Annotated in this window: 29 protein-coding genes; 11 read left to right on the forward strand and 18 right to left on the reverse strand. The window is 62.3% G+C overall.

Annotated elements, in window-relative coordinates:
- Positions 1-186: 186 nt before the first annotated feature.
- The 8 genes from OKC44_RS15885 to OKC44_RS15920 form a co-directional block, all read right to left on the reverse strand.
- Positions 187-1,053, reverse strand: coding sequence for a TIGR03899 family protein (locus OKC44_RS15885; protein ID WP_017411037.1), 867 nt, complete (start codon positions 1,051-1,053; stop codon positions 187-189).
- 139 nt (positions 1,054-1,192) lie between these two features.
- Positions 1,193-1,672, reverse strand: coding sequence for a DUF3299 domain-containing protein (locus OKC44_RS15890; RefSeq protein WP_219255650.1), 480 nt, complete (start codon positions 1,670-1,672; stop codon positions 1,193-1,195).
- Positions 1,673-1,701: 29 nt separating this feature from the next.
- A complete protein-coding gene (locus OKC44_RS15895; protein ID WP_011707300.1) occupies positions 1,702-2,949 on the reverse strand; it encodes an ABC transporter permease in 1,248 nt (415 codons plus the stop codon).
- A complete protein-coding gene (locus OKC44_RS15900) occupies positions 2,943-3,632 on the reverse strand; it encodes an ABC transporter ATP-binding protein (RefSeq protein ID WP_017411034.1) in 690 nt (229 codons plus the stop codon). Before OKC44_RS15900 ends, OKC44_RS15895 begins: the two co-directional genes overlap by 7 nt.
- Positions 3,633-3,636: 4 nt before the next feature.
- Positions 3,637-4,251: a DUF2796 domain-containing protein gene (locus tag OKC44_RS15905; protein ID WP_270814027.1), complete on the reverse strand. Its 615-nt coding sequence runs from the start codon at positions 4,249-4,251 to the stop codon at positions 3,637-3,639.
- A 35-nt stretch (positions 4,252-4,286) separates the two neighbouring features.
- Entirely contained in the window at positions 4,287-4,577 is a 291-nt protein-coding gene (locus OKC44_RS15910; protein ID WP_146061086.1) for a hypothetical protein, read from the reverse strand.
- 44 nt (positions 4,578-4,621) lie between these two features.
- On the reverse strand, positions 4,622-5,164 hold the full coding sequence (locus OKC44_RS15915) for a YtfJ family protein (protein WP_011707296.1): 543 nt from the start codon (positions 5,162-5,164) through the stop codon (positions 4,622-4,624).
- A 257-nt stretch (positions 5,165-5,421) separates the two neighbouring features.
- Complete coding sequence (locus OKC44_RS15920; protein WP_029302247.1) at positions 5,422-6,300, reverse strand: hypothetical protein; 879 nt, start codon at positions 6,298-6,300, stop codon at positions 5,422-5,424.
- 124 nt (positions 6,301-6,424) lie between these two features.
- On the opposite strand from OKC44_RS15920, the gene OKC44_RS15925 reads away from it, so the two are divergent.
- Positions 6,425-6,787: a hypothetical protein gene (locus OKC44_RS15925; protein WP_270814031.1), complete on the forward strand. Its 363-nt coding sequence runs from the start codon at positions 6,425-6,427 to the stop codon at positions 6,785-6,787.
- Positions 6,788-6,812: 25 nt separating this feature from the next.
- On the opposite strand, the gene ppa is transcribed toward OKC44_RS15925, so the two are convergent.
- A complete protein-coding gene (gene ppa, locus OKC44_RS15930) occupies positions 6,813-7,343 on the reverse strand; it encodes an inorganic diphosphatase (protein WP_011707292.1) in 531 nt (176 codons plus the stop codon).
- Between the two features lie 179 nt (positions 7,344-7,522).
- Here ppa and mpl point away from each other — a divergent pair, with 179 nt between their 5' ends.
- Positions 7,523-8,893, forward strand: a complete 1,371-nt coding sequence (gene mpl / locus OKC44_RS15935) for a UDP-N-acetylmuramate:L-alanyl-gamma-D-glutamyl-meso-diaminopimelate ligase (RefSeq protein ID WP_139389788.1) — start codon at positions 7,523-7,525, stop codon at positions 8,891-8,893.
- Positions 8,890-9,501, forward strand: coding sequence for a flavin prenyltransferase UbiX (locus OKC44_RS15940; protein ID WP_270814034.1), 612 nt, complete (start codon positions 8,890-8,892; stop codon positions 9,499-9,501). Before mpl ends, OKC44_RS15940 begins: the two co-directional genes overlap by 4 nt.
- 74 nt (positions 9,502-9,575) lie before the next feature.
- On the opposite strand, the gene OKC44_RS15945 is transcribed toward OKC44_RS15940, so the two are convergent.
- Positions 9,576-10,190: a TetR/AcrR family transcriptional regulator gene (locus OKC44_RS15945; RefSeq protein WP_011707289.1), complete on the reverse strand. Its 615-nt coding sequence runs from the start codon at positions 10,188-10,190 to the stop codon at positions 9,576-9,578.
- A 200-nt stretch (positions 10,191-10,390) separates the two neighbouring features.
- Here OKC44_RS15945 and hpt point away from each other — a divergent pair, with 200 nt between their 5' ends.
- The 8 genes from hpt (at position 10,391) to OKC44_RS15985 (ending at position 16,169) form a co-directional block, all read left to right on the forward strand.
- A complete protein-coding gene (gene hpt, locus OKC44_RS15950; RefSeq protein ID WP_011707288.1) occupies positions 10,391-10,921 on the forward strand; it encodes a hypoxanthine phosphoribosyltransferase in 531 nt (176 codons plus the stop codon).
- Between the two features lie 111 nt (positions 10,922-11,032).
- On the forward strand, positions 11,033-11,950 hold the full coding sequence (locus tag OKC44_RS15955; RefSeq protein WP_201903971.1) for an ABC transporter ATP-binding protein: 918 nt from the start codon (positions 11,033-11,035) through the stop codon (positions 11,948-11,950).
- On the forward strand, positions 11,947-12,720 hold the full coding sequence (locus OKC44_RS15960; RefSeq protein WP_005304632.1) for an ABC transporter permease: 774 nt from the start codon (positions 11,947-11,949) through the stop codon (positions 12,718-12,720). Before OKC44_RS15955 ends, OKC44_RS15960 begins: the two co-directional genes overlap by 4 nt.
- A gap of 234 nt (positions 12,721-12,954) precedes the next feature.
- Positions 12,955-14,106, forward strand: a complete 1,152-nt coding sequence (locus OKC44_RS15965; RefSeq protein WP_270814040.1) for a double-cubane-cluster-containing anaerobic reductase — start codon at positions 12,955-12,957, stop codon at positions 14,104-14,106.
- A 9-nt stretch (positions 14,107-14,115) separates the two neighbouring features.
- Positions 14,116-14,898, forward strand: a complete 783-nt coding sequence (locus tag OKC44_RS15970; RefSeq protein ID WP_270814042.1) for an acyl-CoA dehydratase activase — start codon at positions 14,116-14,118, stop codon at positions 14,896-14,898.
- Entirely contained in the window at positions 14,895-15,155 is a 261-nt protein-coding gene (locus tag OKC44_RS15975) for a DUF3343 domain-containing protein (protein ID WP_029304878.1), read from the forward strand. Before OKC44_RS15970 ends, OKC44_RS15975 begins: the two co-directional genes overlap by 4 nt.
- A gap of 44 nt (positions 15,156-15,199) precedes the next feature.
- Positions 15,200-15,640 carry a MauE/DoxX family redox-associated membrane protein gene (locus OKC44_RS15980; protein WP_270814045.1) on the forward strand — a complete coding sequence of 147 codons (441 nt, stop codon included), beginning with the start codon at positions 15,200-15,202 and terminating at the stop codon, positions 15,638-15,640.
- 1 nt (position 15,641) lies between these two features.
- The gene (locus OKC44_RS15985; protein ID WP_029304880.1) at positions 15,642-16,169 is read left to right on the forward strand and encodes a rhodanese-like domain-containing protein; all 528 of its coding nucleotides are present in this window, start codon (positions 15,642-15,644) and stop codon (positions 16,167-16,169) included.
- A gap of 64 nt (positions 16,170-16,233) precedes the next feature.
- Here OKC44_RS15985 and panC read toward each other — a convergent pair whose 3' ends face one another.
- The 8 genes from panC to thpR form a co-directional block, all read right to left on the reverse strand.
- Positions 16,234-17,091 carry a pantoate--beta-alanine ligase gene (gene panC, locus OKC44_RS15990; protein ID WP_252411180.1) on the reverse strand — a complete coding sequence of 286 codons (858 nt, stop codon included), beginning with the start codon at positions 17,089-17,091 and terminating at the stop codon, positions 16,234-16,236.
- A gap of 187 nt (positions 17,092-17,278) precedes the next feature.
- Positions 17,279-18,073: a 3-methyl-2-oxobutanoate hydroxymethyltransferase gene (gene panB / locus OKC44_RS15995; RefSeq protein ID WP_011707281.1), complete on the reverse strand. Its 795-nt coding sequence runs from the start codon at positions 18,071-18,073 to the stop codon at positions 17,279-17,281.
- Positions 18,070-18,579, reverse strand: coding sequence for a 2-amino-4-hydroxy-6-hydroxymethyldihydropteridine diphosphokinase (folK, locus tag OKC44_RS16000; RefSeq protein ID WP_060390752.1), 510 nt, complete (start codon positions 18,577-18,579; stop codon positions 18,070-18,072). The genes panB and folK overlap by 4 nt, the downstream gene beginning before the upstream one ends.
- A gap of 11 nt (positions 18,580-18,590) precedes the next feature.
- Positions 18,591-20,090, reverse strand: coding sequence for a polynucleotide adenylyltransferase PcnB (gene pcnB / locus OKC44_RS16005; protein ID WP_017411017.1), 1,500 nt, complete (start codon positions 20,088-20,090; stop codon positions 18,591-18,593).
- Between the two features lie 136 nt (positions 20,091-20,226).
- Entirely contained in the window at positions 20,227-21,144 is a 918-nt protein-coding gene (gene gluQRS, locus OKC44_RS16010) for a tRNA glutamyl-Q(34) synthetase GluQRS (RefSeq protein ID WP_270814047.1), read from the reverse strand.
- 113 nt (positions 21,145-21,257) lie between these two features.
- Positions 21,258-21,707 (reverse strand): RNA polymerase-binding protein DksA, encoded by a 450-nt coding sequence (gene dksA, locus OKC44_RS16015; RefSeq protein ID WP_005304459.1) that lies wholly within the window; start codon positions 21,705-21,707, stop codon positions 21,258-21,260.
- Positions 21,708-21,826: 119 nt separating this feature from the next.
- The gene (gene sfsA / locus OKC44_RS16020) at positions 21,827-22,570 is read right to left on the reverse strand and encodes a DNA/RNA nuclease SfsA (RefSeq protein WP_270814049.1); all 744 of its coding nucleotides are present in this window, start codon (positions 22,568-22,570) and stop codon (positions 21,827-21,829) included.
- A gap of 42 nt (positions 22,571-22,612) precedes the next feature.
- Positions 22,613-23,140 carry an RNA 2',3'-cyclic phosphodiesterase gene (thpR, locus tag OKC44_RS16025; RefSeq protein ID WP_270814079.1) on the reverse strand — a complete coding sequence of 176 codons (528 nt, stop codon included), beginning with the start codon at positions 23,138-23,140 and terminating at the stop codon, positions 22,613-22,615.
- Positions 23,141-23,293: the final 153 nt, after the last annotated feature.

The following is a 23,293-nucleotide window of genomic DNA, read 5'->3' on the forward strand; positions in this document are numbered from 1 at the left end:
CAGATCCTCGGTGAGCTTGTCACACGCCTCTTGTCACGGTATTGAGCTGGGGTAGCCTGTGGCATGAGGCGCCAGGGCTGACGGTATTTGCATTTCAGGAACCGTTTTGGCAACGGCAGGCCACTATTTCGCAAGATGCTGCGCTGATGCGCAAAACCACGGAGCCCGGGGGCGGGCTCCAGGAGATCAGGGGGCAGGGTCGACCGGAGCAGGCTCAGGCCCGGCGGGCGGGGTCAGCATCATGGTCTCGATCTGCAGTCCCTGCACCAGCACGGTTTTCAGATCCTGCAGGTACTCCTCCAGCGGCGGCTCTTGCAGCAGTTGGGCGAGCTCGTTGCCGACCGGGGTCAGCCGGTAGTAGAGCAGGGTGATGTTGGCCTGCTTGCGCTGCAGGCGCCAGCGCTGATCGCCGAACTCCAGCTCCACCCCGTCGGCGGGCAGCGGGCCGGATTCCAGCTCGCCCCGGTGCAGCAAGCCGAGTTCGAACAGCTGCAGCAGGGCGTTGTAGGGGATGCGGTACTTGCCCAGACCGAGCCGGGTCACCCGGGCGCGGCTGAGCAGGCTGGCCCCCTTGTGCAGCCCCAGCAGCAGCCGCTGCTCGTCGCTGCCCACGTAGTGGCAGGAGAGGGAGCAGATGCGCTGGAACAGCTGGGCCTCGCGCTGGGTCATCTCCTTCAAGGTGGAGAGCGCGCGGATGGAGAAGCGGCCCGGGGTAGCGATCTCGATGGCGAAGATGCGGCCCCACAACTGCTGCATGGGCACCATGCTGATGTCTTCCGCCAGTTGCAGGAAACGGGTCAGCCAGTCGCTGTCCATCTCGCCGCCGGCGGCCGTCTCCTCGCAGTGGCGGGAGGCCATCACCATGATGGCTTCCAGGTTGCGCTGGCGGGCGGCCTGATCCGCCAGCTGGCGAAAGGTGGCGCGCTGCTCGAAGGTGCTGTCGCTGTTGCGGGTGAGCATGCCGTCGATACCGCGGCTGCGGGCCAGGCGCAGGGTCTGCTCCTGGCTGCTCAGGATGGAACTCTCTTTCTTGGGCGGGGGCAGGTCAGCCATGCTGGCTCCGTGATCGCAAGGTCTAGCCTTGAATGTTACTCCAACCGGGATGGCGGGCAATCCCTCAGGCAGGGGCTGGCCGGGATCCGGTCGTCGCGGATAACAAAACGGCCTCCCGCGGGAGGCCGTGTGTGGTTGGTTACTGCTCTTCGTAGACGCTCACCTCGACCGCCTCCATGGAGTAGGAGGCGGTGGCCATCTCGTGGCTGGAGCTGACCGTGCGCATCTTGCCCTTCACCCAGATGGCGTCCCACAGGTCGTCCACCGGCGCCCCCTTGGGGTAGCTCACGTAGACCACCTGGTTGGTGGGCGGGGGCGGCACATGGATGCAGGCGCCGAAGTAGGGCACCAGCAGGAAGGCGGTGATCTTCTTGGCATCCCCCTCCAGCGGCACCACGAAGCCCGGGATGCGCACCTCTTGGTTGTCCAGCTTCAGGTTGACCCCACCCACCGGCTGCGGCACCGAGGCAAGGTTGCCGTCGTGGCTCACCTGGGGGGGCGGCAGCAGTTTTTCACCTGCGGGAATGAGCACATCCCAGTCGATGGTCTTGTACTCCACGGCCATGGCCGGCAGCGCCAGCAGGGCGGCCAGCAGTGCCACAATTTTCCACTTCATCATCTGTCCTTCTCGTTTTTATGGGCGTCTGGCTAGACGCGAATGCTCATGCCGTCGCTCAGGCTGTAGCGATAAGCGCGGGCCGCGGGCAACAGGCCGATCACCATGCCGGCCAGCCAGACCAGCCCCAGCAGCAGCCACTCGTGGGCGCTCGGCAACCCCAGGCTCAATTGCAGGCCATAGTGGCTGAGCAGCCAGGGGGTGGCAAGCCCCTGCCCCAGGTAGAGCACCGCCACCCCGAGCGCGATGCCGGCGGTGGTAAGGGCCATCGCCTCCAGTGCCAGCAGCAGGAACAGGTGGGCGGGGCCGGCACCGAGGGATCGCAAGATGGCAAGCTCCCGGCGCCGTTCGTTGAGGCCGGCCAGCAGGGTGGTCAGCATGCCGATGAGGCCCGCCACCACCACGAAGCCGGCGATCACCGACAGCGCCGTCTCCGCCACGCTCATCAGGCTCCACAGCTCTTGCAGAGCAGCGCCCGGCAGAATCGCCATCAGCGGCTCACCCCGGTAGGTGTTGACGCTGCGCTGCAGCTGGAACGCCAATATCCGGTTGCTGAGCCCTACCATGAAGGCGGTGATGGTCTTGGGGGTGAGATCCTGGGCCAGTGCCTGTTCGGCAGTTACGTTCTTGCTGTGGCGGCCGGTGTCCCAGCCCAGGTGGATCGCCTCGATGCCGGCCAGCGGCACGTGGATGGTGCGATCGATGGGGGTACCGGTCGGTGCCAGGATCCCCACCACCTTGAACGGCAGGTTGTCGTGCTGGCTGAACGAGGTGTTGCCGGCACCGTGGGCGATGACGATGGACTGCCCCAGATGATAACCGAGCTTCTCTGCCACCTGGGCGCCGAGCACCGCCTCGAACGGCGTGTCGAACGCTCGTCCTTCACGCAACTCCAGCGCCTGCTGCTGGCCGTACTTCAGGTGGGTGAAGTAGTCGCCATTGGTGCCAAGCACGCGAAAACCCTTGTGGGAGTCGCCAAGGGAAAGCGGGATGGTCCAGGCGATGCCGCGCTGGTTCTTGATGGCCTGATAGGCATCCCAGCCCACGTTGTTGGTGGGATTGCCAATGCGAAACACCGAGTAGAGCAGCAGATTCACTTGGCCGGAGCGGGCGCCGACGATGAGGTCCGTGCCCGACACCGTATTGGCGAAGCTTTCGCGCGCCTGGTTGCGCACCCGCTCCACCCCGAGCAGCAGGGTGACGCTGATGGCGACGGCCAGCAGGGTGAGCCCGGCGGTGAGGCGGCGGGCCCAGAGGCTTTGCAGGGCAAGTTTCAGCATGATGCCCTCCTGTTCAGTTGTTGCAGGTTCTCCACCCGCGGAAAGAGCGGTTCGAGGTAGGGGTCGTGGCTGACGAAGATCAGGGTCGAGCCCTGCTTGTCGCACTCCTCGAACAACAGCTTGATGAAGGCGGCCCGGTTGTCGGTATCGAGGGCAGAGGTGGGTTCGTCGGCGATCACCAGCGGTGGTGAGCCGATCAGCGCGCGGGCGGCGGCCACCCGTTGCTGCTGGCCGATGCTGAGGGCATGGACGGGCCTGTGCAGCGCCTCCTCGGGCAGTTGCAATTCCCGCAGCAGGCGGCGTGCCTCGTCGGCTGGGCTACCCTGCAGCCGGGCTCGCTTCTCGGGGGAGAAGGTGAGTGCGCTGGTGACGTTGTCCTGCACGGATAAAAACGGCAGCAGGTTGAACTGCTGGAAGATGTAACCCAGATTGGCCGCCCGGAAGTGGTCGCGGGCACGGCCAGAGAGCCGGGCCAGCGGCTGGCCCAGCACCTCGAGGGTGCCGTGGTTGGCGGTCTGGATCCCGGCCAGCAGGCCGAGCAGGGTCGACTTGCCGGAGCCCGACGGTCCCTTGATGAACACCCGTTCCCCCTCGCTGATGGTGAGGGCGGGCAGATCGAGTACAACCTCGTGACCCGGCCAGGCAAAGGCCAGATCGCGGATCTCAACCACGGCATTTTTCATGGCGTTACCAGTTCAGTTTGTTGGCGGAGGGGGTCAGCTCGGCTGCAGTCTGGCCGCTTGGCAGGATGCCCTGCACGCTCAGCTTCTCCAGGCTCGGATAGACGCTGAACAGGGTGGCCTCCAGCCCGGTCAGTTTGGCCGGGGTAGCGCAGGTGTAGGTGTACATGGCGCCCATGTCGGCGTGACCGGCGTCATCGTGCTGGTGTTCGTCGTGCTTGCCGTCAGACTGCTGGTGGTCATGGTCATGGTCATGGTCATGGTCGTGGTCGTGGTCGTGGTCGTGGTCGTGGTCGTGATCTTCCTTGGCGGCTTGCAGCTCCTGCTGGGTCAACTTGCAGCCGGCGGCCGGGTCGAAGCGAAACAGGGCGTCGGGTTGCTTGAGTTGAGCCATGGCCTTGGTGTATTGCGCCTTCTCTTCGTCGCTCTTGGCGGCGTGCTCGAAGCCCACCAGATCGGCGGCGGGAGCCTGCAGCTCGATCATCAGCTGGTTGCCATCGAGCACCAGATTGAGGTGGCCGTGGCCGTGCTCGTGGGCGCCGTGGCCGTGACCGTCGTGTTCATCGTGGTTTGCCTGCACGCCAAATGCGGCGGCCGCCAGTAACAGGGTGACTGCTTTCATCGTTAATCCTTTGAAAAATTTATTGAAAAATGGATTTAGCCGGATAAGCGATGAAACAGTGGCGGCGCGCGAATGCGGCACTGGCCTGACGGGGTGGCATGAGGTTTGGGGAAGGCGGCATCAACGAGCTTGCCGATGACCACTTGTGAAGACGGGATGACCAGGGTTGGGGTGAGTGCCAGCTTGCCATCCAGATGCAGGGCGCAGAGGACGCAGGCGTGGTTGTGGCCGGGCAGGTCGGCTTCCAGTGGATGTTGTGCCAGCACCGGTTGCAACCACAACCAGCCCAGCAGCAACAACCAGATTTTCAGCTTGGTACGACCCATAGACCCCTATCAAAGGGGCGCCATCAGCGCCCCTTCTCTCTGACTTAGAGATGGGACTTGATGAGCCCCATCACGGTAGCGATATTGTTGGCATCGAGCTGGCCATCTTTGGCAAACAGCACCTTGCCTTCTTTGTCCAGCAGGATGATGGCCGAGCTTTCCGGCGCCAGATCCCAGGCGTTGCGGGCCATGCCCTTGGCATCCAGCACCATGGCGGACCAGGGGAATTCCTTCTTGCTGTCCTCGGCACTGCTCTTCACAAAGCCCGAGGTGCCCCAGATGGCGTCATTGCTGTTGATGATGGTGACGGTCTGGTACTTGTCGTGGGGCAGCTTGGCCGCCTTGATCGCTTCGATCATGGGGGCGTTGAGCTCCTTGGCGCTGGAACGACCGGCGATGTGCTGGATCAGAAAGACCTTGCCGGCCAGCACCTTGCTTTGCCAGGGCTGATAGCTGATCTCTTTCTCTTTCAGAACCAGTTCACCCTTGTCGCTGATGTTGACCAGCGGCACCTGGGCCGACTCCTTGATGTTGTGAGCCAGGGCCAGGGTTGGCAGCAGCGCCAGAGTAAGTACGAGATGTTTCATCCTGATGACACTCCTTTTGTTATGTTATAACGATTTTTGCATTGAGGGAATGGGGCAGTACTCATCCTAAACTGATCGGATCTGTTTAAGAAGTGTTAAATAAACGTGTGATTGGCCCGCTTGCCTGCCCGCCAGCACGGGGCCTAGCTGGCAAAGGCGGCTAGAATGGCACGCAGTCGATAAAAATCAATTGCTTATCAACTGGTTTGAGGAGTCTGGCTGCGACCTGTAGCCAGACTGGGGATGGGGGATAGGCCTCAGTAGAGCGGTTCGCTCACCAGCGGGATCTTGGCCATGGTCATCTGTTGGGCCAGCAGGGGCGAGCCGGTCAGCAGAACGTGGCGCTGGTTGCCGATCACCACGGTATCCCCTTTCAGGCCGCTGTCGGCAGTGATGGCCAGCCAGGCCGGCGAGACGCTGCCGATGCTGATGTTTGGGTAGATGATGCTGAGCATGTACTGGGGGGCCAGCTCGGCCAAGAGGCTTGCCATCAACAGCGCCTTCTCGTCGCTGTCAGCCTTGTTGCTCTGCAAGGCTTGCAGCGGCGGCGCGAAGTGGTCCATTTGCTCGGGTGGGGTGGGAATGCCGCTCAGCCACTCCTGCAGGAGGCCGACGCTGGTGGCCAGATCCTTGGCCAGGAACTGTTTTGCCAGGGGCCTCAGGTCGCCCTTGAACTGGTAGAACAGCTGCGAATAGTTGGGACGCACGCAGGGCAGCTTGCGATTGGCGGGATGCACGCAGGGCACCACCCGCATCTGATAAAAGGCATCGTCCTGATATTGCTGATAGGCCTGCCAGAACAGGGTCGACTCCATGCTGTCGTCGTGCAGGGTGAAGGCCTGCTCCAGATTGCGAAACTTGGTGGCGGTCTCCGGGCTGGTCTGATTGATCAGATTGATGCTGTTGTAGAGCCGCGGACTGATGTAGGAGTAGAGGGTCTCCAGCGGATAGTTGAGGGAGGCATCGAGCAGGCTCATCTCGTGGCGGCTGGCGGAGATGACCCGCTCATCCGTGTTCAGTAGCAGATGCTTCTGCTGGCCGTCGGCCGATTGCCATTGCCAGCTCAGGGTGACCTCGTTGGCCCCGGCCATGGACGCGAACACTAGACTCAACAACAGACCTTGTGCCAGTTTCATGATGTGCATCCTGCTCGGGGTGATAATAAACAACTAGGTGAGCTGGCCGATTTTGGATGAGTCTGGCATTTGTGATTTTGATAACAGATTGATCGGGCTTTTAATTTAATTCTGGAAATAAGTCATGCAGGAAACCGTCATGAAGCGAATCACACCGTTGTTGCTGCTGTTGGCCGCGTTGCCGGCCTCGGCGGGGCCGGTCATCGTCAACCAGGGGATGTCCAGCGCCGATACCTTTGCCCTGCGGGACAAGCTGGCGCGGGAGCATGAGTGGCAGGAGTGGCTGCGTTTCCAGCAGGCCATCAAGTGGCTGGAGGTGCTGCCGGTGAACTGCGAGCTGATGAGCGAGCAGGATGGCAGCTATCGCTGCGGAGGAGACTACTATCGGTCCTATCGGCAGGATGGGCGCGACATCTATATCCAGGGGGATCCTGCCGATGTGACACCGGGTCAGCGCCCGCAACAGCCCATAAAAAAGGCGCCCTGAGGCGCCTTTTTCACGAGAGATACGCTTACTTGGCAGCGTAACGCTCGGCAGAGCTGATGATCTCAGCTTCGGCAGCGGCCTTGTCGCCCCAGCCTTCAACCTTGACCCACTTGCCTGCTTCCAGCTCTTTGTAGCGCTCAAAGAAGTGCTGGATCTGGGCGCGCAGCAGCTCGGGCAGATCGTTCACATCCTTGATGTGATCGTACTGCTTGGTCAGCTTGGAGTGCGGAACGGCCACGATCTTGGCATCTTCACCGGATTCGTCGGTCATCTTCAGCACGCCAACCGGGCGGCAGCGAATGACGGAGCCGGCCAGCAGCGGGTAAGGAGTCGGCACCAGCACGTCGACCGGATCACCATCCAGAGACAGGGTGGCATTCACGTAGCCGTAGTTGCACGGGTAGAACATCGGGGTAGACATGAAGCGATCAACGAAGATGGCACCGCTGTCCTTGTCGACTTCGTATTTGATCGGGTCGGCATTCTGCGGGATTTCGATGATGACGTAGATGTCGTCGGGCAGGCTCTTGCCAGCCGGGACCAGGTTCAGGCTCATGACGTTTCCTTTGAGTGTTGGAGTCAAGTTTGCAGGCCGATATTATAGCGATGTCGCGTCAAATGACCATATTTCAGGGCCACTGCGACAGAGTTGGTGGATACCGCACAGCTTGGATCTGCCAAATTGCCGTCACCTTGCTAGAATGCGCACTTCCCTTTACTGCGAAAGGAAGCGGTATGCATATTCACATCCTCGGGATCTGCGGCACCTTCATGGGTGGTCTGGCGGTGTTGGCAAAACAGCTTGGTTACCGGGTGACCGGTTCGGATGCCAACGTCTATCCCCCCATGAGTACTCAGCTCGAGCAACAGGGCATCGAACTGACCGAAGGCTATGACCCTTCCCAGCTCGATCCGGCGCCGGATCTGGTGGTGGTCGGCAATGCCATGAGCCGCGGCAACCCCTGTGTGGAGTATGTGCTGGACCGCAATCTGCCCTACATCTCCGGCCCCCAGTGGCTGCTGGAGCACGTGCTGCAGGATCGCTGGGTGCTGGCCGTCGCCGGCACTCACGGCAAGACCACCACCGCCAGCATGCTGGCCTGGGTGTTGGAGTACGCCAAGCTGGAGCCCGGTTTCCTCATTGGCGGCGTGCCGGGCAACTTCCCGGTCTCGGCCCGCTTGGGCTCTGCCCCCTTCTTCGTCATCGAAGCGGACGAGTATGACTGCGCCTTCTTCGACAAGCGCTCCAAGTTCGTTCACTACCACCCGCGCACCCTGGTGATGAACAACCTGGAGTTCGACCACGCGGATATCTTCCCGGATCTCGCCGCCATCCAGCGCCAGTTCCACCACCTGATGCGCACCGTACCGAGCAATGGCCGGGTGCTCTTCCCCAAGGGGGATGAGAACCTGGCTGCTGTGCGCAAGATGGGCTGCTGGAGCGAAGTGGAGCTGGTGGGTCAGGACGACGCCAAGTGGAAGGCGGTCAAACTGGCCGACGACGGCTCCGCCTTCGAGGTGTGGCTGGACGGAGTGAAGCAGGGCGAGGTGCACTGGGAGTGCATCGGCGAACACAACGTCAACAACGGCCTGATGGCCATCGCCGCTGCCCGCCATGCCGGTGTCATGGTGGAGCACGGCATTGCGGCCCTCTGCCAGTTCAAGTCTCCCAAGCGGCGGATGGAGCTCAAAGGCGAGGTAGCCGGCATCAGCGTCTATGACGACTTTGCCCATCACCCCACCGCCATCGAGACCACCCTCGGCGGGCTGCGCGCCAAGGTGGGCAAGGCCCGCATTCTGGCGGTGCTGGAACCCCGCTCCAACACCATGAAGCTGGGAGTGCACAAGGAAGAGCTGGCCGGCTGTTTCGATGGCGCCGACGAGGTGTTCTTCTTCCAGCCGCCCAACATCGGCTGGGATCTCGGCGAGGTGACCGCCCACATGACCCGACCGGCCAAGGTGTTCAACGATCTGGAGACCCTGATCAACCGGCTGGTGGCCGAGTGCCGCGATGGCGATCATATTCTGATCATGAGCAACGGCGGCTTCGGCGGCATTCATGACAAGCTGATCGCCCGCCTCAAGGACTATCACGGTCAGCTATGAACAAAGCGATCACCCTGGCGCTGACCGGCGCCTCCGGCGCCCCTTATGCCCTGCGCCTGCTGGAATGCCTGGTGCAGGCGGATTATCGGGTCTACCTGCTCGCCTCCTCGGCGGCTCGTGTGGTACTCAAGACCGAGCAGCAGCAGGAGTGGCCCGGCTCGCCGAAAGAGCTCTCTGCCTATCTCTGTCGCCAATATGGCGCCAGCGAGGGGCAGATAGTGGCCTGCGGCAAGGAGGAGTGGTTCTCGCCGGTGGCTTCCGGTTCGGCGGCGCCCAAACAGATGGTGGTCTGTCCCTGCTCCATGGGTACCGTCTCGGCCATTGCCAACGGCACCTCCGACAACCTGCTGGAGCGGGCGGCGGACGTGGTGATCAAGGAGCGCGGCCAGCTGATCCTGGTGCCCCGCGAGAGCCCCTTCTCGGCGATCCACCTGGAGAACATGCTGAAACTGGCGCGGCTCGGGGTGACCATCATGCCGGCGGCGCCGGGCTTCTATCATGAGCCAAAAAGCATCGCGGATCTGGTGGACTTCATGGTGGCGAGGATCCTCGATCATTTGGGGATCGTGCACGATCTGACCCGCCGCTGGGGCTATGCCAAAGGGTGAGACAAGAGATAGCGGACAAACAAAAGCGGCGCCGACCTGAACAGTTCGGCGCCGCTTTATTTTGACGGAGCGGGTTAGGCTGCCTGGATCGGGGCCGTCACGTACTTGAACAGAAAATCGGTCACTTCTTCCCGGTCCGGGCGTTGTGGCTGATTGATCATCTGCATCATGACGTAACCAAAACCGGTCAGGGAGCGGGCCAGGTCCTGGGCGGACAGCACGCTCTGGATCTCGCCGGCATCCATGGCGCGTTGCAGGTGGGGTGCAATGCGCTCCAGTGCCTTGTCCAGCAGCTTGGCGTAACGGGGCCAGACCTCTTCCCGCACCGATGAGCTCCACTCCAGCCAGATACTGGCGTGGTCAGGCTGATCGTAGGCGGCGTCGACAAACAGCTTCACGTGGCGGCGAATGCTGTCGCTGACCGGGCCCTGGCCGGTGTAGGCCTGTTCCAGCATCTGATGCACGAAACGTTCGATCTCGGCCAACACTTCATCCACCAGCTCTTCACGGGTGTTGAAATAGTTGAACACAGTAGCAACCGAGACCTTGGCCTGTTCTGCGATTTCGGCGTGACCCGCACGGCCAATGCCGCGACGGGAGAACACCTCGATGGCACATTCCATCAATTGATTGCGTCGGGCCTCCGGAGAAAGCCGGGTTCGACGTCTTATTTCTGCGCGTGGTTCCATAGTTTTTTCATCTAATAGTTATTGATTATGGTGTTTATAGTATTGTCACCGATAATGCCCGAGGGCCTGCTAACTCTATCAATTAAAATAAGCCGATAAAAGCATCACGTATGCCTGACGCCCTTCGGCTTGGATGGTAGAATCATCGGTTTTGACGTTAATGAACGGCCAAATTCGCTTTGGCCATTATGGAGTAAGTGATGAAACACACTGTCGAGGTGATGATCTCCGAGGCTGAAGTCGCCGCCCGGATCGCCAAATTGGGTGAAGAGATCACCGCCCGTTATCAGGGCTCTGACGAAGTGGTCATGATCGGCCTGCTGCGTGGTTCCTGCATCTTCCTGGCCGACCTGTGCCGCCAGACCCAGCTGCCCATCACCCTGGATTTTATGACCGCCTCCAGCTATGGCTCCGGCATGCACAGCACCCGTGACGTGCGCATCCTCAAGGATCTGGATGACGACATCAAAGGGAAGGACGTGGTGATCGTCGAAGACATCATCGATACCGGCTACACCCTCAACAAGGTGCGCGAGATCCTCTCTCTGCGCGAGCCGAAATCCCTGGCCATTTGCACCCTGCTGGACAAGCCGTCCCGCCGCGAAGTGCAGGTGCCGGTAGACTGGATCGGTTTCTCCATTCCCGATGAATTCGTGGTGGGCTGCGGCATCGACTATGCCCAGAAGTACCGCAATCTGAAGTTCATCGGCAAGGTAGTACCGCAAGAGTAAGCAAGGTTCAGGAATATTACGGGCGAGGTGGCAGAGCGCCATTTTCTGTCTGCAGGCGGCCTTGGCCGCCTTTTCTGTCTCGAGATGGGATGCGCCATCACAGGGGTTGCAATGAACGCACTGGAAATCAGCGGCCTGAAAAAGACCTATCAGGGGGGCGTCGAAGCCCTTAAAGGCATCGATCTCACCGTCAAGCAGGGGGATTTCTTCGCGCTGCTCGGCCCCAACGGGGCGGGCAAGTCCACCACCATCGGCATCATCAGCTCGCTGGTGAACAAGAGCGCCGGCAAGGTGAAGGTGTTCGGTTACGACATCGACTCTCACCTGGAAGAGGCCAAGGCCCAGCTCGGGCTGGTGCCGCAGGAGTTCAACTTCAGCCAGTTCGAGAAGGTGATCCAGATAGTCACCCATCAGGCCGGCTTCTATGGCGTGCCGCGTGCCGAGGCCAAGATCCGTGCCGAGAAGTACCTGCGCCAGCTCGACCTGTGGGACAAGCGCGACATGCCGGCCCGCACTCTCTCCGGCGGTATGAAGCGCCGGCTGATGATAGCCCGCGCCCTGATGCACGAACCCAGGCTGTTGATCCTCGACGAACCGACCGCCGGGGTGGACATCGAGATCCGCCGTTCCATGTGGAGTTTCCTCAAGGATCTCAATGAGCAGGGGGTCACCATCATCCTCACCACCCACTATCTGGAAGAGGCCGAGATGCTGTGCCGCAACATCGGCATCATCGACAAGGGCCGCCTGATCGAGAACACCAGCATGAAGAATCTGCTGGGCAAGCTGGGCCGCGAGACCTTCATGCTGGATCTGGCGCCGGGCTCCGCCGTGCCGAACGTGCCCGAGTTCAACGGCCGGATGCAGGACGAACGCACCCTGGAGGTGGATCTGGACAAGAGCCAGTCGCTCAACAGCCTGTTCGAGCAGCTGTCGAGCCAACAGGTGCAGGTATTGAGCATGCGCAACAAGGCCAACCGGCTGGAAGAGCTGTTCGTCACCCTGGTCGAGGAGGGGAGAAAAGCATGAACCTGACCACTTACTACATCGCCTTCAAGAGCATTCTGGCCAAAGAGATCAGCCGCTTCACCCGGATCTGGATCCAGACCCTGGTGCCGCCTGCCATCACCATGAGCCTCTACTTCGTCATCTTCGGCAACCTCATCGGCGGCCGCATCGGTGACATGGGGGGCTTCAGCTACATGGAGTTCATCGTGCCCGGCCTCATCATGATGTCGGTGATCACCAACTCCTACTCCAACGTCGCCTCCTCCTTCTTCAGCGCCAAGTTCCAGCGCAACGTGGAGGAGCTGCTGGTGGCGCCGGTGCCCAACTACGTCATCATCGCCGGCTACGTGGGCGGCGGCGTGGCGCGCGGCCTCTGCGTTGGCCTCATCGTCACCCTGGTGTCGCTGTTCTTCGTGCCGCTGCAGATCCACCATCTGTTCAGCGTCTGCTTCACCGTGCTGCTGACCGCCATCCTCTTCTCGCTGGGCGGTCTCATCAACGCGGTGTTTGCCAAGACCTTCGACGACATCAGCATCATCCCCACCTTCGTGCTGACGCCGCTCACCTACCTGGGCGGGGTGTTCTACTCCATCAGCCTGCTGCCGCCCTTCTGGCAGGGGGTTTCCCAGGTGAACCCGATCATCTACATGGTGAACGCGTTCCGTTACGGCTTCCTCGGTATCTCCGACGTGCCGCTCGGCACCGCCTACCTCATCATCATCGGCTTCATCGTGGCTCTCTACGGCCTGGCCTGGTGGCTCATCTCTCGCGGCACCGGGCTGCGCCACTGATGCAATGCAACGGGCACCCTGGGATGCCCGTTTTTTTGTCGCCTCTTTTCCCTTTCCTGCGCTGGCCCTATCTCGAGCAGGGTCAATAACCACCCTCTTATCAAGGTTTTATCCGACACCTTGTGATCCACCGCAATTTTCAGATTACCCCCAAAGGTATAATTCCCGCGGTTGGAAGGTCTGCGCAATGGAGGCCCTCCGTCTCTTCTTTTTCTCACCAGGGCAGGATCGCCTATGTCACTGATCACCGAGTTGCCAGCCATTTTCGACAGTTTTTCAGATGCCCGCCGTCAGGGCTTTCTGGCCGTGATGGCACTCAAGGAGCGACAGATCCCCCTGGTCGGCACCTACTGCACCTTCATGCCACAGGAGGTGGCGATGGCCGCCGGCGCCGTGGTGGTATCGCTCTGCTCCACCAGCGATGAGACCATCGAGGAGGCCGAGAAAGACCTGCCCCGCAACCTCTGCCCGCTGATCAAGAGCAGCTACGGTTTCGGCAAGACCGACAAGTGCCCCTACTTCTACTTCTCCGATCTGGTGGTGGGGGAAACCACCTGCGACGGCAAGAAGAAGATGTACGAGTACATGGCCGAGTTCAAACCGGTGCACGTGATGCAGTTGCCCAACCGCGCCGATGACGAGGCCTCCCGCACCCTGTGGCGCAGCGAGATCGTCCGCTTCAAGGCGTTGCTGGAGCAGCAGTTCGGCAACCCCATCAGCGAGCAGGCGCTGCGCGACGCCATCGTGCTGAAGAACCGCGAGCGCCGCGCGCTGGCCGACTTCTACCGGCTGGGCCAGCTCAATCCGCCGGCGCTGAGCGGCACCGACATCCTCAAGGTGGTCTATGGCGCCACCTTCCGCTTCGACAAGGATCAGCTCATCAGCGAGCTGCAGGAGATGACCCGCCGAATCAAGGCCGACTATGCCGACGGCAAACGGCTCGATGCCCGCCCGCGCATCCTTATCACCGGCTGCCCCATCGGCGGCGCCGCCGACAAGGTGGTACGCCTCATCGAGGAGCATGGCGGCTGGGTGGTAGGCTACGAGAACTGCACCGGCGCCAAGGCGACCGAGCAGTGCGTCAGCGAGGAGGGCGATCTGTTCGATGCCCTGACCGACAAGTATCTGGCCATCGGCTGCTCCTGCATCTCCCCCAACCACCAGCGCATGAATCTGCTGAGCCAGATGGTGGAGGAGTATCAGGCGGACGGGGTGATCGACGTGATCCTGCAGGCCTGTCACACCTATGCGGTGGAGTCGCTCGCCATCAAGCGCCACGTGCGTGATCGCCACGGCATCCCCTACATGGCGGTGGAGACCGACTACTCCAGCGCCGACAAGGGACAGCTGGCCACCCGGCTGGCGGCCTTTATCGAAATGCTGTGAGGAGGTGCAGTGTCACTCACCATCGGGATTGACTCGGGCTCCACCGCGACCAAGGGGATCCTGTTCGACCACAGGGACTGCGGGCGCATCGTCCGCCGCTTTCTGGTGCCGACCCCCTTTCGTCCGCTGGCCGCCATCGAGCAAGGCTGGGAGGAACTCTCGGCCGCGTTGCCAGAGCGCCCCCATCTGACCCTGACCGGTTATGGCCGCGATCTGGCGTCGTTCGCCGATCGGCGGGTCACCGAGATCTCCTGCCACGGGCTGGGGGCTCGCCTGCTCTGCCCGTCGGTACACACCGTCATCGACATCGGCGGCCAGGACAGCAAGGTGATCCAGCTCGATGGCGAGGGCAACCTCACCGACTTTCTGATGAACGACAAGTGTGCCGCCGGTACCGGCCGCTTTCTCGAGGTGATCACCCGCACCCTGGGGGCGCGGGTCGAACAGCTCGACGAGCTGCTGCAAGGGGCCGAGCCCCATGACATCAGCAGCATGTGTACCGTGTTTGCCGAGTCGGAGGCGATCAGCCTGCGTTCGGCGGGCATTCCCGCCGAGTCTATCCTGGCCGGCATCGTCCGCTCCATGGCCCGGCGCAGTGCCAACTTCATCGGCCGCCTTGGTACCAGACCCACAGTGCTCTTCACTGGCGGCGTCAGCCACTGCGCCACCTTCCGCCACTATCTGGCGCAAGGATTGGGCTGCGACGTGGCCACTCACCCGGACGCCCAGTTTGCCGGTGCGCTGGGGGCGGCCCTGTTCGGTGCGCGTGCCCGCTCGGGAGGCAAGTCATGAACGCAGAGTTCCTCTACCTGTTCCACTCCACCCTCGGCACGGTCAGGCTGCGCAAGCGGCTGGAGCAGCAGCCCCACGCCTTTCGGGTCTGCGATGTGCCGCGCCGGCTCAGCGCCGGTTGCGGCCTCGCCATCCGCCTGCACTGCCCGCCCGAGGAGTGGCAGCAGTGGTGCCAGAGTGGCGAAACCGCCGCCGTTTTTCGTTGTGACGAAGACGGTGAGTATTGCGAACTGGCCCGCTATCCGGCCGCCGGCTAGGGCATGGTGACGCCTGCTCGGGGAGTTGGCAGTGGAGGGCATGGATGATAAAGAACTATCCCATGGCCGTGTATCTGCGCGTGCTGGCCAGGTTGGCGCTGGGGGGATTCTTCGTCGCTTCCGCCGGGTTCAAGCTGGCGGCACCGGAGCTGTTCGCCGAGCAGATCGGCGCCTTCGGCCTGCTCTGGTCGCCGTTCATTCCCCTTGCCGTCTGGGGCCTTATTGGGCTGGAGCTCTGCGCCGGACTCGCGGTGATCGGCAACCGGCGCTGGGGGCTCTGGCTGGTGATCGGGCTGCTCGCCCTGTTTATTCCGGTGTTGGGCTATGGCATCGCCATCGGGCTCGACATCTCTTGCGGCTGTCTTGGCAGGGCTGATCTCAGCTCGCTGCCACAAGCCCTCTTGCGGGATCTGCTGCTGTTGACGCTTGCGGGCGCCTTGCTGCGCCACTCCCGCCCCGTTTTTACCGTTCCAAAGGAGCAGTGACATGATGAGATTGCAATCCCGCACCCTGATGGCCACGCTGATTGCGGCCAGCTTTGCCCTTGGTGGCTGTGGCGACAACCAGTTCGAGCAGGAGACCAAGCTGGAGCAGGCGGCGGTACAGCTCTCCCAGGAGACCCAGCAGGGGGGCTATCAGCTGTTGACCGTGGCCGAGCTGAAGACCCGGATGGATAAAGGCGAGGCGCTGGTGATCATCGACACCATGCCGTTCGAGGACTCCTACAAGAAGGAGCACATCCATGGGGCCAAGAATTTTGCCTTCGTGAAGGAGGCCAAGTCCGGCGATGACTGGAGCCAGATCGTCGAGGGGAGCGGTACGCCCGAGCAACTGCTGGCCCTGCTGGGGGACGACAAGACCCGTCCGGTGGTGTTCTACTGCGGCTTCGTCAAGTGCGGCCGCAGCCACAACGGGGCTGCCTGGGCGGTCACCCAGGGCTATCAGCAGGTCTATCGGGTGCCGGGCGGCATCTTCGCCTGGAAAGGGGCGGGTTACCCGGTCACCGCCGAGTAGGCAGGAAACGCTCAGAAACAACAAAGCCCGCACATGCGGGCTTTGTTGTCAGTGGTGCTGCGACTCAGGGGCGGGCCAGCGTTACCACCCGGTTGTCGATGAGGCGGGCCTTGCCGAGATACGCCGCCATCAGGATCACCAGCTGCTCGCTCTGGTCGGTGGCCGCTTCCAGGGTGGCGGCATCGACGATGTCGATGGCGTCGGTCCGAAAACCGGCCTTGTCGAGGCGCTGGCTGGCCTGGGCCACCAGGGAGGGAAGGTGATGGTCACCCGCTTCAATCTGCTCGGCGATCCAGTTCATGGTGCGCGCCAGCTCAGGGGCCAGGGCCCGCTCGGCCGCGGTCAGGTAGCCGTTGCGCGAGGAGAGCGCCAGCCCGTCCTCTGCCCGCACGGTGGGCACGCCGACGATCTGGATGGGCATCGCCATGTCGGCCACCATCTTGCGGATCAGCGCCAGCTGCTGGAAATCCTTCTGGCCGAAGCAGGCCACATCCGGCTGCACCAGATTGAACAGCTTGGTCACCACGGTGCTGACGCCGCGGAAGTGACCCGGACGCAGCGCCCCTTCCAGCAGACCGGAGAGGCCCGGCACCTCGACGAAGGTGTGGCTGGCCAGCCCCTGCGGATACATGATCTCCGGGGTCGGCGTGAACACCATGTCCACCCCGGCCGTTTCCAGCGCGGCGCAGTCCTGCTCCAGAGTGCGCGGGTAGTTGGCGAGATCCTCGGCCTTGTCGAACTGCATCGGGTTGACGAAGATGCTGGTCACCACCTTATCGGCGTGGTGGTGCGCCTCTTTCACCAGGGTCAGGTGGCCCTGATGCAGGTTGCCCATGGTGGGCACGAATGCGATTGTGAGCCCTTCACGGCGCCATTGGCCGATCTGTTCACGCAGAGCGGCGGGATTGTTAACGACCAACATCAGCAGTTCACCTTCGAAAAGATCAAAGAGAGGCGGGCGGTATGGGCCCGCATGGGTAAGAGAGGAGTGTCAACGGGCAGCATCATCGACAGGTCACCTTGGGATGAATCATCAAGAGACGGGTTGCTCAGTCAGCACCAGAGGGCGAAGCGGGGGAGCAGGCCCCCGCTCTCGTCACGCTATCGGATCAGTTGAAGCAGTGTTCCGGGCCCGGGAAGGTACCTTCGCTCACCTGCTTCACATAGAGCCGGATGGCGGCGCGCATGTCGCCGGTCTCGGCCAGGAAGTTCTTGGTGAACTTGGGCACATAGCCGGAGGTGATGCCGAAGGCATCGTGCATCACCAGGATCTGGCCGTCGGTGGCGGGGCCGGCACCGATGCCGATCACCGGAATGCGCAGCGCCTTGCTGATGCGCTCGGCCAGCGAAGTGGGCACGCACTCGAGCACCAGCAACTGGATGCCGGCAGCCTGCAGTTCGAGGGCCTGACGGTAGATCTCCTGAGCCTGGAACTCGTCGCGCCCCTGCACCTTGAAGCCGCCGAATACGTGCACGGATTGCGGGGTGAGGCCGAGGTGGCCGCACACCGGCACGCCGTTGCGGGTCAGGTGGCGAATGGAGTCGCACAGCCAGTCGCCCCCTTCCATTTTCACCATGCGGGCACCGGCCGCCATCAGCCGGGCGGCGTTCTGATAGGTCTGCTCCGGGGTGGCATAGCTCATGAACGGCATGTCGGTCACCACCAGTGCATTGGTGGTGCCGCGCACCACGCAACGGGTGTGATAGACCATCTCATCCATGCTGACGCCCAGGGTATCCTGACCCCCCTGCAGCACCATGCCCAGCGAGTCGCCGATGAGCAGCACGTGGGCGCCCTCGTCGTCGAACAGCTTGGCAAAGGTGGCATCATAGGCGGTGATGGCGGTGATTCGTTGGCCTTCCTGCTTCATCTTCAACAGGTTGGTGGTGGTGATCTTGCTCATAGAGGCTCCTGTTCGTCTGCACCGGGGGCAATGATGGCAAGATCATTGTGCGGGCAGCGGGCAACCAGTTCTGCGAGTGGGGTGCCGCAAGGCAGTACCAGAGCGGGCGCAATCTCGGCCAGGGGCAGCAGCACGAACTCCCGCTCCTTCATGCCGTAATGGGGAACGATGAGGCGTTCATGCCTGATGATCTGATCGCCAAACAGCAGCAGATCGAGATCCAGGGTTCTCGGCCCCCATCGCTCATCCTTGCGCACACGTCCTTGTTCCAGCTCGATGCTTTGTAGTTGATCCAGCAGCGCCAGCGGCGTCAGCCGGGTGTTGAGCCGGGCCACGGCATTGACGTAGTCCGGCTGATCAGCAGGGCCCATGGGGCGGCTGCTGTAAAACGACGAGGCCTGCACCAGCACGGATTCCGGCAACCTTGCCAGAGCGGCGACGGCGCGACGAGCCTGACCGAGCGGGTCAGACAGGTTGGAACCAATGGCGACGAAGACCTCGGTCATCACGTCAGTTGTCACTCGGCCGCTTTCGGTTTGCGGCGACGGGGGCGACGACGGTTGCGGCTGTTGCTGCTGCGCTTCTCGCCATCGTTGCTGCGGGCCTCACCGGCCTGACCGCGCTCACCGCTTGCCGGGCGCCGGGTCGCCTCCCGTTGCAGCTGCGGGCGCACGTCCGGATTGGACTCCACGTAGCGTTCCCACCAGCTGGCCAGCTCGCCCAGACCGCGCTCGACCCGGTTGCGCAGCAACAGGAAGTCAAACGCCGCGCGGAACTTGGGATGTTCCATGGCCCGCTCGGGGTGGCGGCCCTGACGGCGGGTCAGCCGCTGCTGCAGGGCCCAGATGTCGCGCACATCGGTGGTGAAGCGGCGCGGGACGGCGATGATCCGCACCTGGTTGTCCAGCACCTCGTTGATCGCCAGCATGAAGGCGTCATACCAGGGTAGGCCGCTCTCGTTTTCGAGCACCCGGCCGCGGGCCTCGACACAACCCCACAGCAGGGTGGCGTAGAGGAAGGCGGGGGTGACGCGCTTGTCTTCCCGGACCCGGGTGTCGGTATCGATCAATGCCTGCTCGATAAACTGCTCGTAGGGCGAGTTGCCGTGCGGGGTAAACAGCGCCGCCACCTGCGGGAACAGCTGCTGGAACAGGCCGTATTCGCGCAGCAGCTTGTAGGTGGCCAGGCCATCGCCAGCCAGGAACAGCTTGAGGGTTTCCTCAAACAGGCGGGCCGCCGGAATGTCCTGCAGCAGCGGTGCCAGCTCCTTGATGGGGGCGGCGGTGCGCGGGCTGATGGTCATGTCCAGCTTGGCGGCGAAACGCACGGCGCGCAGCATCCGCACCGGATCTTCGCGGTAGCGGGTCTCGGGATCGCCAATGAGCTCCAGCTTGCGTTCGGCCAAGTCTTCCAGCCCGCCCTCGAAATCGTGCAGGGTGAAATCCTTGGCACTGTAATAGAGGGCGTTGACGGTAAAGTCGCGACGCTCGGCATCCTCTTCGATGGTGCCGTAGACGTTGTCGCGCAGCAGCATCCCTTCATCGGATTGGGCTGACACATGTTTGCTGGTATTGACCTGATGGTGGTGACCGCGGAAGGTGGCCACTTCGATCACGTCACGACCAAAGACGATGTGGGCCAGCCGGAAACGGCGGCCGATCAGGCGGCAGTTGCTGAACAGTGACTTGATCTGCTCCGGCGTCGCATCGGTGGCGATGTCGAAATCCTTGGGCGTCTTCCCGAGCAGCAGATCCCGGACTCCGCCGCCGACCAGGTAGGCTTCGTAGCCGCCCTTGTTCAGGCGATAGAGCACCTTGAGTGCATTCTCGCTGATCTCTTTGCGCGAAATCGGGTGCTGGTCACGGCTCAAGGTACGACGTTGCCCGGCGACACGGGCCGGAATGGGGGACTCCGCCGACTGCTCGCCGTCTTCCTTGCCGAGCACTTTGCGGCAAAAGTTTGCGATCTGGGAAAAAATGGTACACCTCGTTATGACTTCAAATTGACGGGAGGCCAAAAAAATAGCGGCCTATCATAGCTCACGCCTAACCAAATGAAAAACCGTGCTGGCAATTGATCTCGTTTGACTCGGATTATCCCGGCTAAATCACCGCAAACCGCGCTGATTCACACCCAAATCCCCCCTGAACTGCCTATTCGTTTACGCCTGCTGTCAGCGCAATCTTCTCGCTGGCAGGCACCCGGGCCAGCTGCCAGTGGGCGATGCCCCAGTCGACGATCTCGTCCACCCGGCTCGCCATCAGCTCGGGGGGCGGGCACTGGCCGAGAAAGTGCAGCGCCTGCCACAGGGCCGGGCGCACCTCGTCCTGTGTCAGCGCCGGTGCGTGGTTCTGCTTGGAGAGCTTGTTGCCGTCGGCCTGCACCGCCAGCGGCAGATGCACCCAGGCGGGCACGGGGGCGCCCAGCGTCTGGTAGAGGGCGATCTGGCGCACCGTCGGCTCCAGCAGATCGGCGCCGCGCACTATCTCGGTGATGCCGCAATCCATGTCGTCCACCACCACCGCCAGGTTGTAGGCATAGAGGCCATCACGCCGGCGTACGATGAAATCTTCCTCGGCCAGCGCCGCCGGCACCGCAATGCGGCCCTGCAGCCCATCCTCGAAATCGTACACCGGGTGGTGCTGGCGCACGCGGGCGGCACAACCCTCCGCCGTGAGACCAAGGGTGCGGCAGTGACCGTTGTAAAAGCCGCCGCTCGCCATGATTTCGCGCCGGGTACAGCGACACCAGTAGAGATCGCCGGCCCGGTAGAGCTGGTCGATGATCTCGTCATAGCGGCCGTGGCGCCGGCTCTGGTACATCACCTCGCCATCCCACTGCAGGCCATGGGCCTCCAGGGTCTGCAAAATGAGCGGGGCGGCCCCCGCCATCTCCCGCGGCGGATCGATATCTTCGATGCGCACCAGCCAGCGCCCCTGTCGTGCCCTGGCCTGCAGGAAGCTGCCGAGCGCCGCGATCAGGGAGCCGAAGTGAAGCGGGCCTGAGGGGGAGGGGGCAAAGCGGCCGATATAAGGGCGGGTCTGGGACGAGGGGATGGTATTCACGGGCATGCAGATTCGGGCAAACGGGACATTGAGGCTGCATTCTGGGACGGCCCGGCCAAAAGCTCAATAAAAAAGGGAGCCCGCGAGCTCCCTTTTTTCTGTTATGCCAGAGGTCGGTATCAACCGGCCATCTGTTTTTCCTTGATTTCAGCCAGGGTCTTGCAGTCGACACAGAGGTCGGCGGTGGGTCTGGCTTCCAGACGGCGGATACCGATCTCGATACCGCAGTGTTCGCAGTAACCGAAGTCATCGTCTTCGAGCAGCAGCAAGGTTTTCTCGATCTTCTTGATCAGCTTGCGCTCACGGTCGCGGGTACGCAGTTCAAGAGCGAACTCTTCTTCTTGCGCGGCGCGATCCACGGGATCCGGAAAGTTGGCAGCCTCATCCTTCATATGGTCAACGGTGCGGTCAACTTCCTGCATCAGTTGGTTGCGCCAGGCTCCCAGGATCTTGCGAAAATGTGCCTTTTGTTGGTCATTCATGTACTCCTCACCCGGTTTTTCCTGGTAAGGCGCCACACCCGCAATGGCCAGGGGGCCCAGAGATTTCCTGTTTTCGCCTGTTGGCATGCCCTGTCTCCTAATTCAGCACGCTACCCGTGCCATCCATAAATTGAGGGCGACATCTATAGCAGAAGGGTAACTTGGAGGCAAACAAGCCGTACCAATAATGTTACCCACTCCAACATTTATTCGCTGCCCTCGGGTAGCAGGTGACAAGATTCAAACGGGATAAAATCTTGCGCCACCATGCTCTGCACCCCAACATGGGGTCGATAGCATAAAATTTCAACCCCTGCCGTAATTGCTTGCTCAATAAGCAGACTATAGTGCGGATCTATATGCGCTGCCGGGCGCATTCTCACGATTCCGGAGTGCAAAACCATAAATAACAGCACGGCTCTGTGGCCTGCCGCCTTCATGGCCATTAATTCACGCAAGTGCTTGGCGCCACGGGTGGTGACCGCATCGGGGAAGTAGCCCATGCCGGCTTGCTCCCGCTCGTCGAGCAGGGTCACCGATTTCACCTCGATATAACAGGCCGGCCGGTGGTCATCTTCCAGCAGCAGATCGATGCGACTGTTCTCTTCGCCGTATTTCACCTCGGTGCGCAGCCTGGCATAGCCGCGCAGCGGGGCGAGGGTATCCTGCTCGATCAGCTCCCGGGCCAGCTGGTTGGCGCGCGCCGTGTTGACACAGATGAAGTGACCGGCCGGGCTCTCGGCGATCTCCCAGCTGTGGGGCAGCTTGCGCTTGGGATTGTCTGAGGTGGAGTACCAGACCCGGGTGCCCGGTTCGGCGCAGCCGGTCATGGCGCCGGTATTGGCGCAGTGGATGGTGATCACCTCGCCGTTGTCGAGCTGCACATCGGTCAGGAAGCGCTTGTAACGGGAGACCAGCTGCCCGGATTGCAGGGGGGGATCGAAGATCATGGTATGGCTCTCTTAATCGATGAGTCTGGGCATGGCCGCCGGTCAGGATGCCATTTTCTCTCTGGCCCGCAGCGGCCAGCAGGCGAGGGGCTCGTAGTGCACCCCGTCCGGGGTGGAGAGGGATTGATAGAGGCAGAAGCGATCGGCCTGCAGCACGAAATCGGGGGCGGGCAAGGCGGCCGGCGGTTCGCTCGCCTTGCGCGACAGGGTGACGTGGGGGCGATAGCCTTGCTCGCCGTTGCCAAGCCCCAGCTTCTCGCCGTGACGACGCAGCGCCCTGGCCAGCACGGTGAGCTCGTTGGGCCACTCCGTCGGGCCGACCCAGGCAGCCTTGGCGCGGCCGAACCAGCCGGTTTCATTGAGCGCTATGGTGAGCGGCGGGCAGTGCTGGCGCTCGACGGCAGCCATCAGGCGGGTGGTGGTGAGCTGATCCGCTTCGCCGAGGAAGGCCAGCGTCAGGTGGAGATTGGCGGCGGGCACCGGTTGACCCGGCCAGGGCAGCTGGTCGCGCCAGGCGACGAGATCGGGTGCCAGCGCCTCGGCGGGCAGGGCAAAGAAGAGTTTGGCCATTCGGGTGAGCATGCCTCTTTCATGCAGACAGGGTGGCCCATTCTAGGGCAGCCACTGCATCCTGTCTCGCCGGCCGACATCCGCTCACGGTGGCCGGCCAGGCTGTGGCAGAATAGGCGCCGCTTTACGACTTGCAACAAGAAGGTGCAGATC

It is taken from the genome of Aeromonas sp. S41-2 (assembly GCF_027705845.1).
GTDB classification, from domain to species: domain Bacteria; phylum Pseudomonadota; class Gammaproteobacteria; order Enterobacterales; family Aeromonadaceae; genus Aeromonas; species Aeromonas hydrophila.

Coding starts and splice junctions, on each gene's coding strand:
- gluQRS (WP_270814047.1), bottom strand. CDS start 21,144: ATGCCCGTGAATACCATCCCCTCGTCCCAGACCCGCCCTTATATCGGC.
- OKC44_RS15910 (WP_146061086.1), bottom strand. CDS start 4,577: ATGGGTCGTACCAAGCTGAAAATCTGGTTGTTGCTGCTGGGCTGGTTG.
- OKC44_RS15905 (WP_270814027.1), bottom strand. CDS start 4,251: ATGAAAGCAGTCACCCTGTTACTGGCGGCCGCCGCATTTGGCGTGCAG.
- panB (WP_011707281.1), bottom strand. CDS start 18,073: ATGAGCAAGATCACCACCACCAACCTGTTGAAGATGAAGCAGGAAGGC.
- sfsA (WP_270814049.1), bottom strand. CDS start 22,570: ATGATCTTCGATCCCCCCCTGCAATCCGGGCAGCTGGTCTCCCGTTAC.
- OKC44_RS15895 (WP_011707300.1), bottom strand. CDS start 2,949: ATGCTGAAACTTGCCCTGCAAAGCCTCTGGGCCCGCCGCCTCACCGCC.
- mpl (WP_139389788.1), top strand. CDS start 7,523: ATGCATATTCACATCCTCGGGATCTGCGGCACCTTCATGGGTGGTCTG.
- panC (WP_252411180.1), bottom strand. CDS start 17,091: ATGTTGGTCGTTAACAATCCCGCCGCTCTGCGTGAACAGATCGGCCAA.
- OKC44_RS15940 (WP_270814034.1), top strand. CDS start 8,890: ATGAACAAAGCGATCACCCTGGCGCTGACCGGCGCCTCCGGCGCCCCT.
- thpR (WP_270814079.1), bottom strand. CDS start 23,140: ATGGCCAAACTCTTCTTTGCCCTGCCCGCCGAGGCGCTGGCACCCGAT.
- OKC44_RS15925 (WP_270814031.1), top strand. CDS start 6,425: ATGCAGGAAACCGTCATGAAGCGAATCACACCGTTGTTGCTGCTGTTG.
- OKC44_RS15885 (WP_017411037.1), bottom strand. CDS start 1,053: ATGGCTGACCTGCCCCCGCCCAAGAAAGAGAGTTCCATCCTGAGCAGC.
- OKC44_RS15900 (WP_017411034.1), bottom strand. CDS start 3,632: ATGAAAAATGCCGTGGTTGAGATCCGCGATCTGGCCTTTGCCTGGCCG.
- OKC44_RS15975 (WP_029304878.1), top strand. CDS start 14,895: ATGAACGCAGAGTTCCTCTACCTGTTCCACTCCACCCTCGGCACGGTC.
- OKC44_RS15960 (WP_005304632.1), top strand. CDS start 11,947: ATGAACCTGACCACTTACTACATCGCCTTCAAGAGCATTCTGGCCAAA.
- OKC44_RS15965 (WP_270814040.1), top strand. CDS start 12,955: ATGTCACTGATCACCGAGTTGCCAGCCATTTTCGACAGTTTTTCAGAT.
- OKC44_RS15920 (WP_029302247.1), bottom strand. CDS start 6,300: ATGAAACTGGCACAAGGTCTGTTGTTGAGTCTAGTGTTCGCGTCCATG.
- OKC44_RS15980 (WP_270814045.1), top strand. CDS start 15,200: ATGATAAAGAACTATCCCATGGCCGTGTATCTGCGCGTGCTGGCCAGG.
- OKC44_RS15945 (WP_011707289.1), bottom strand. CDS start 10,190: ATGGAACCACGCGCAGAAATAAGACGTCGAACCCGGCTTTCTCCGGAG.
- OKC44_RS15985 (WP_029304880.1), top strand. CDS start 15,642: ATGATGAGATTGCAATCCCGCACCCTGATGGCCACGCTGATTGCGGCC.
- OKC44_RS15955 (WP_201903971.1), top strand. CDS start 11,033: ATGAACGCACTGGAAATCAGCGGCCTGAAAAAGACCTATCAGGGGGGC.
- hpt (WP_011707288.1), top strand. CDS start 10,391: ATGAAACACACTGTCGAGGTGATGATCTCCGAGGCTGAAGTCGCCGCC.
- folK (WP_060390752.1), bottom strand. CDS start 18,579: ATGACCGAGGTCTTCGTCGCCATTGGTTCCAACCTGTCTGACCCGCTC.
- OKC44_RS15890 (WP_219255650.1), bottom strand. CDS start 1,672: ATGATGAAGTGGAAAATTGTGGCACTGCTGGCCGCCCTGCTGGCGCTG.
- ppa (WP_011707292.1), bottom strand. CDS start 7,343: ATGAGCCTGAACCTGGTCCCGGCTGGCAAGAGCCTGCCCGACGACATC.
- dksA (WP_005304459.1), bottom strand. CDS start 21,707: ATGCCAACAGGCGAAAACAGGAAATCTCTGGGCCCCCTGGCCATTGCG.
- OKC44_RS15915 (WP_011707296.1), bottom strand. CDS start 5,164: ATGAAACATCTCGTACTTACTCTGGCGCTGCTGCCAACCCTGGCCCTG.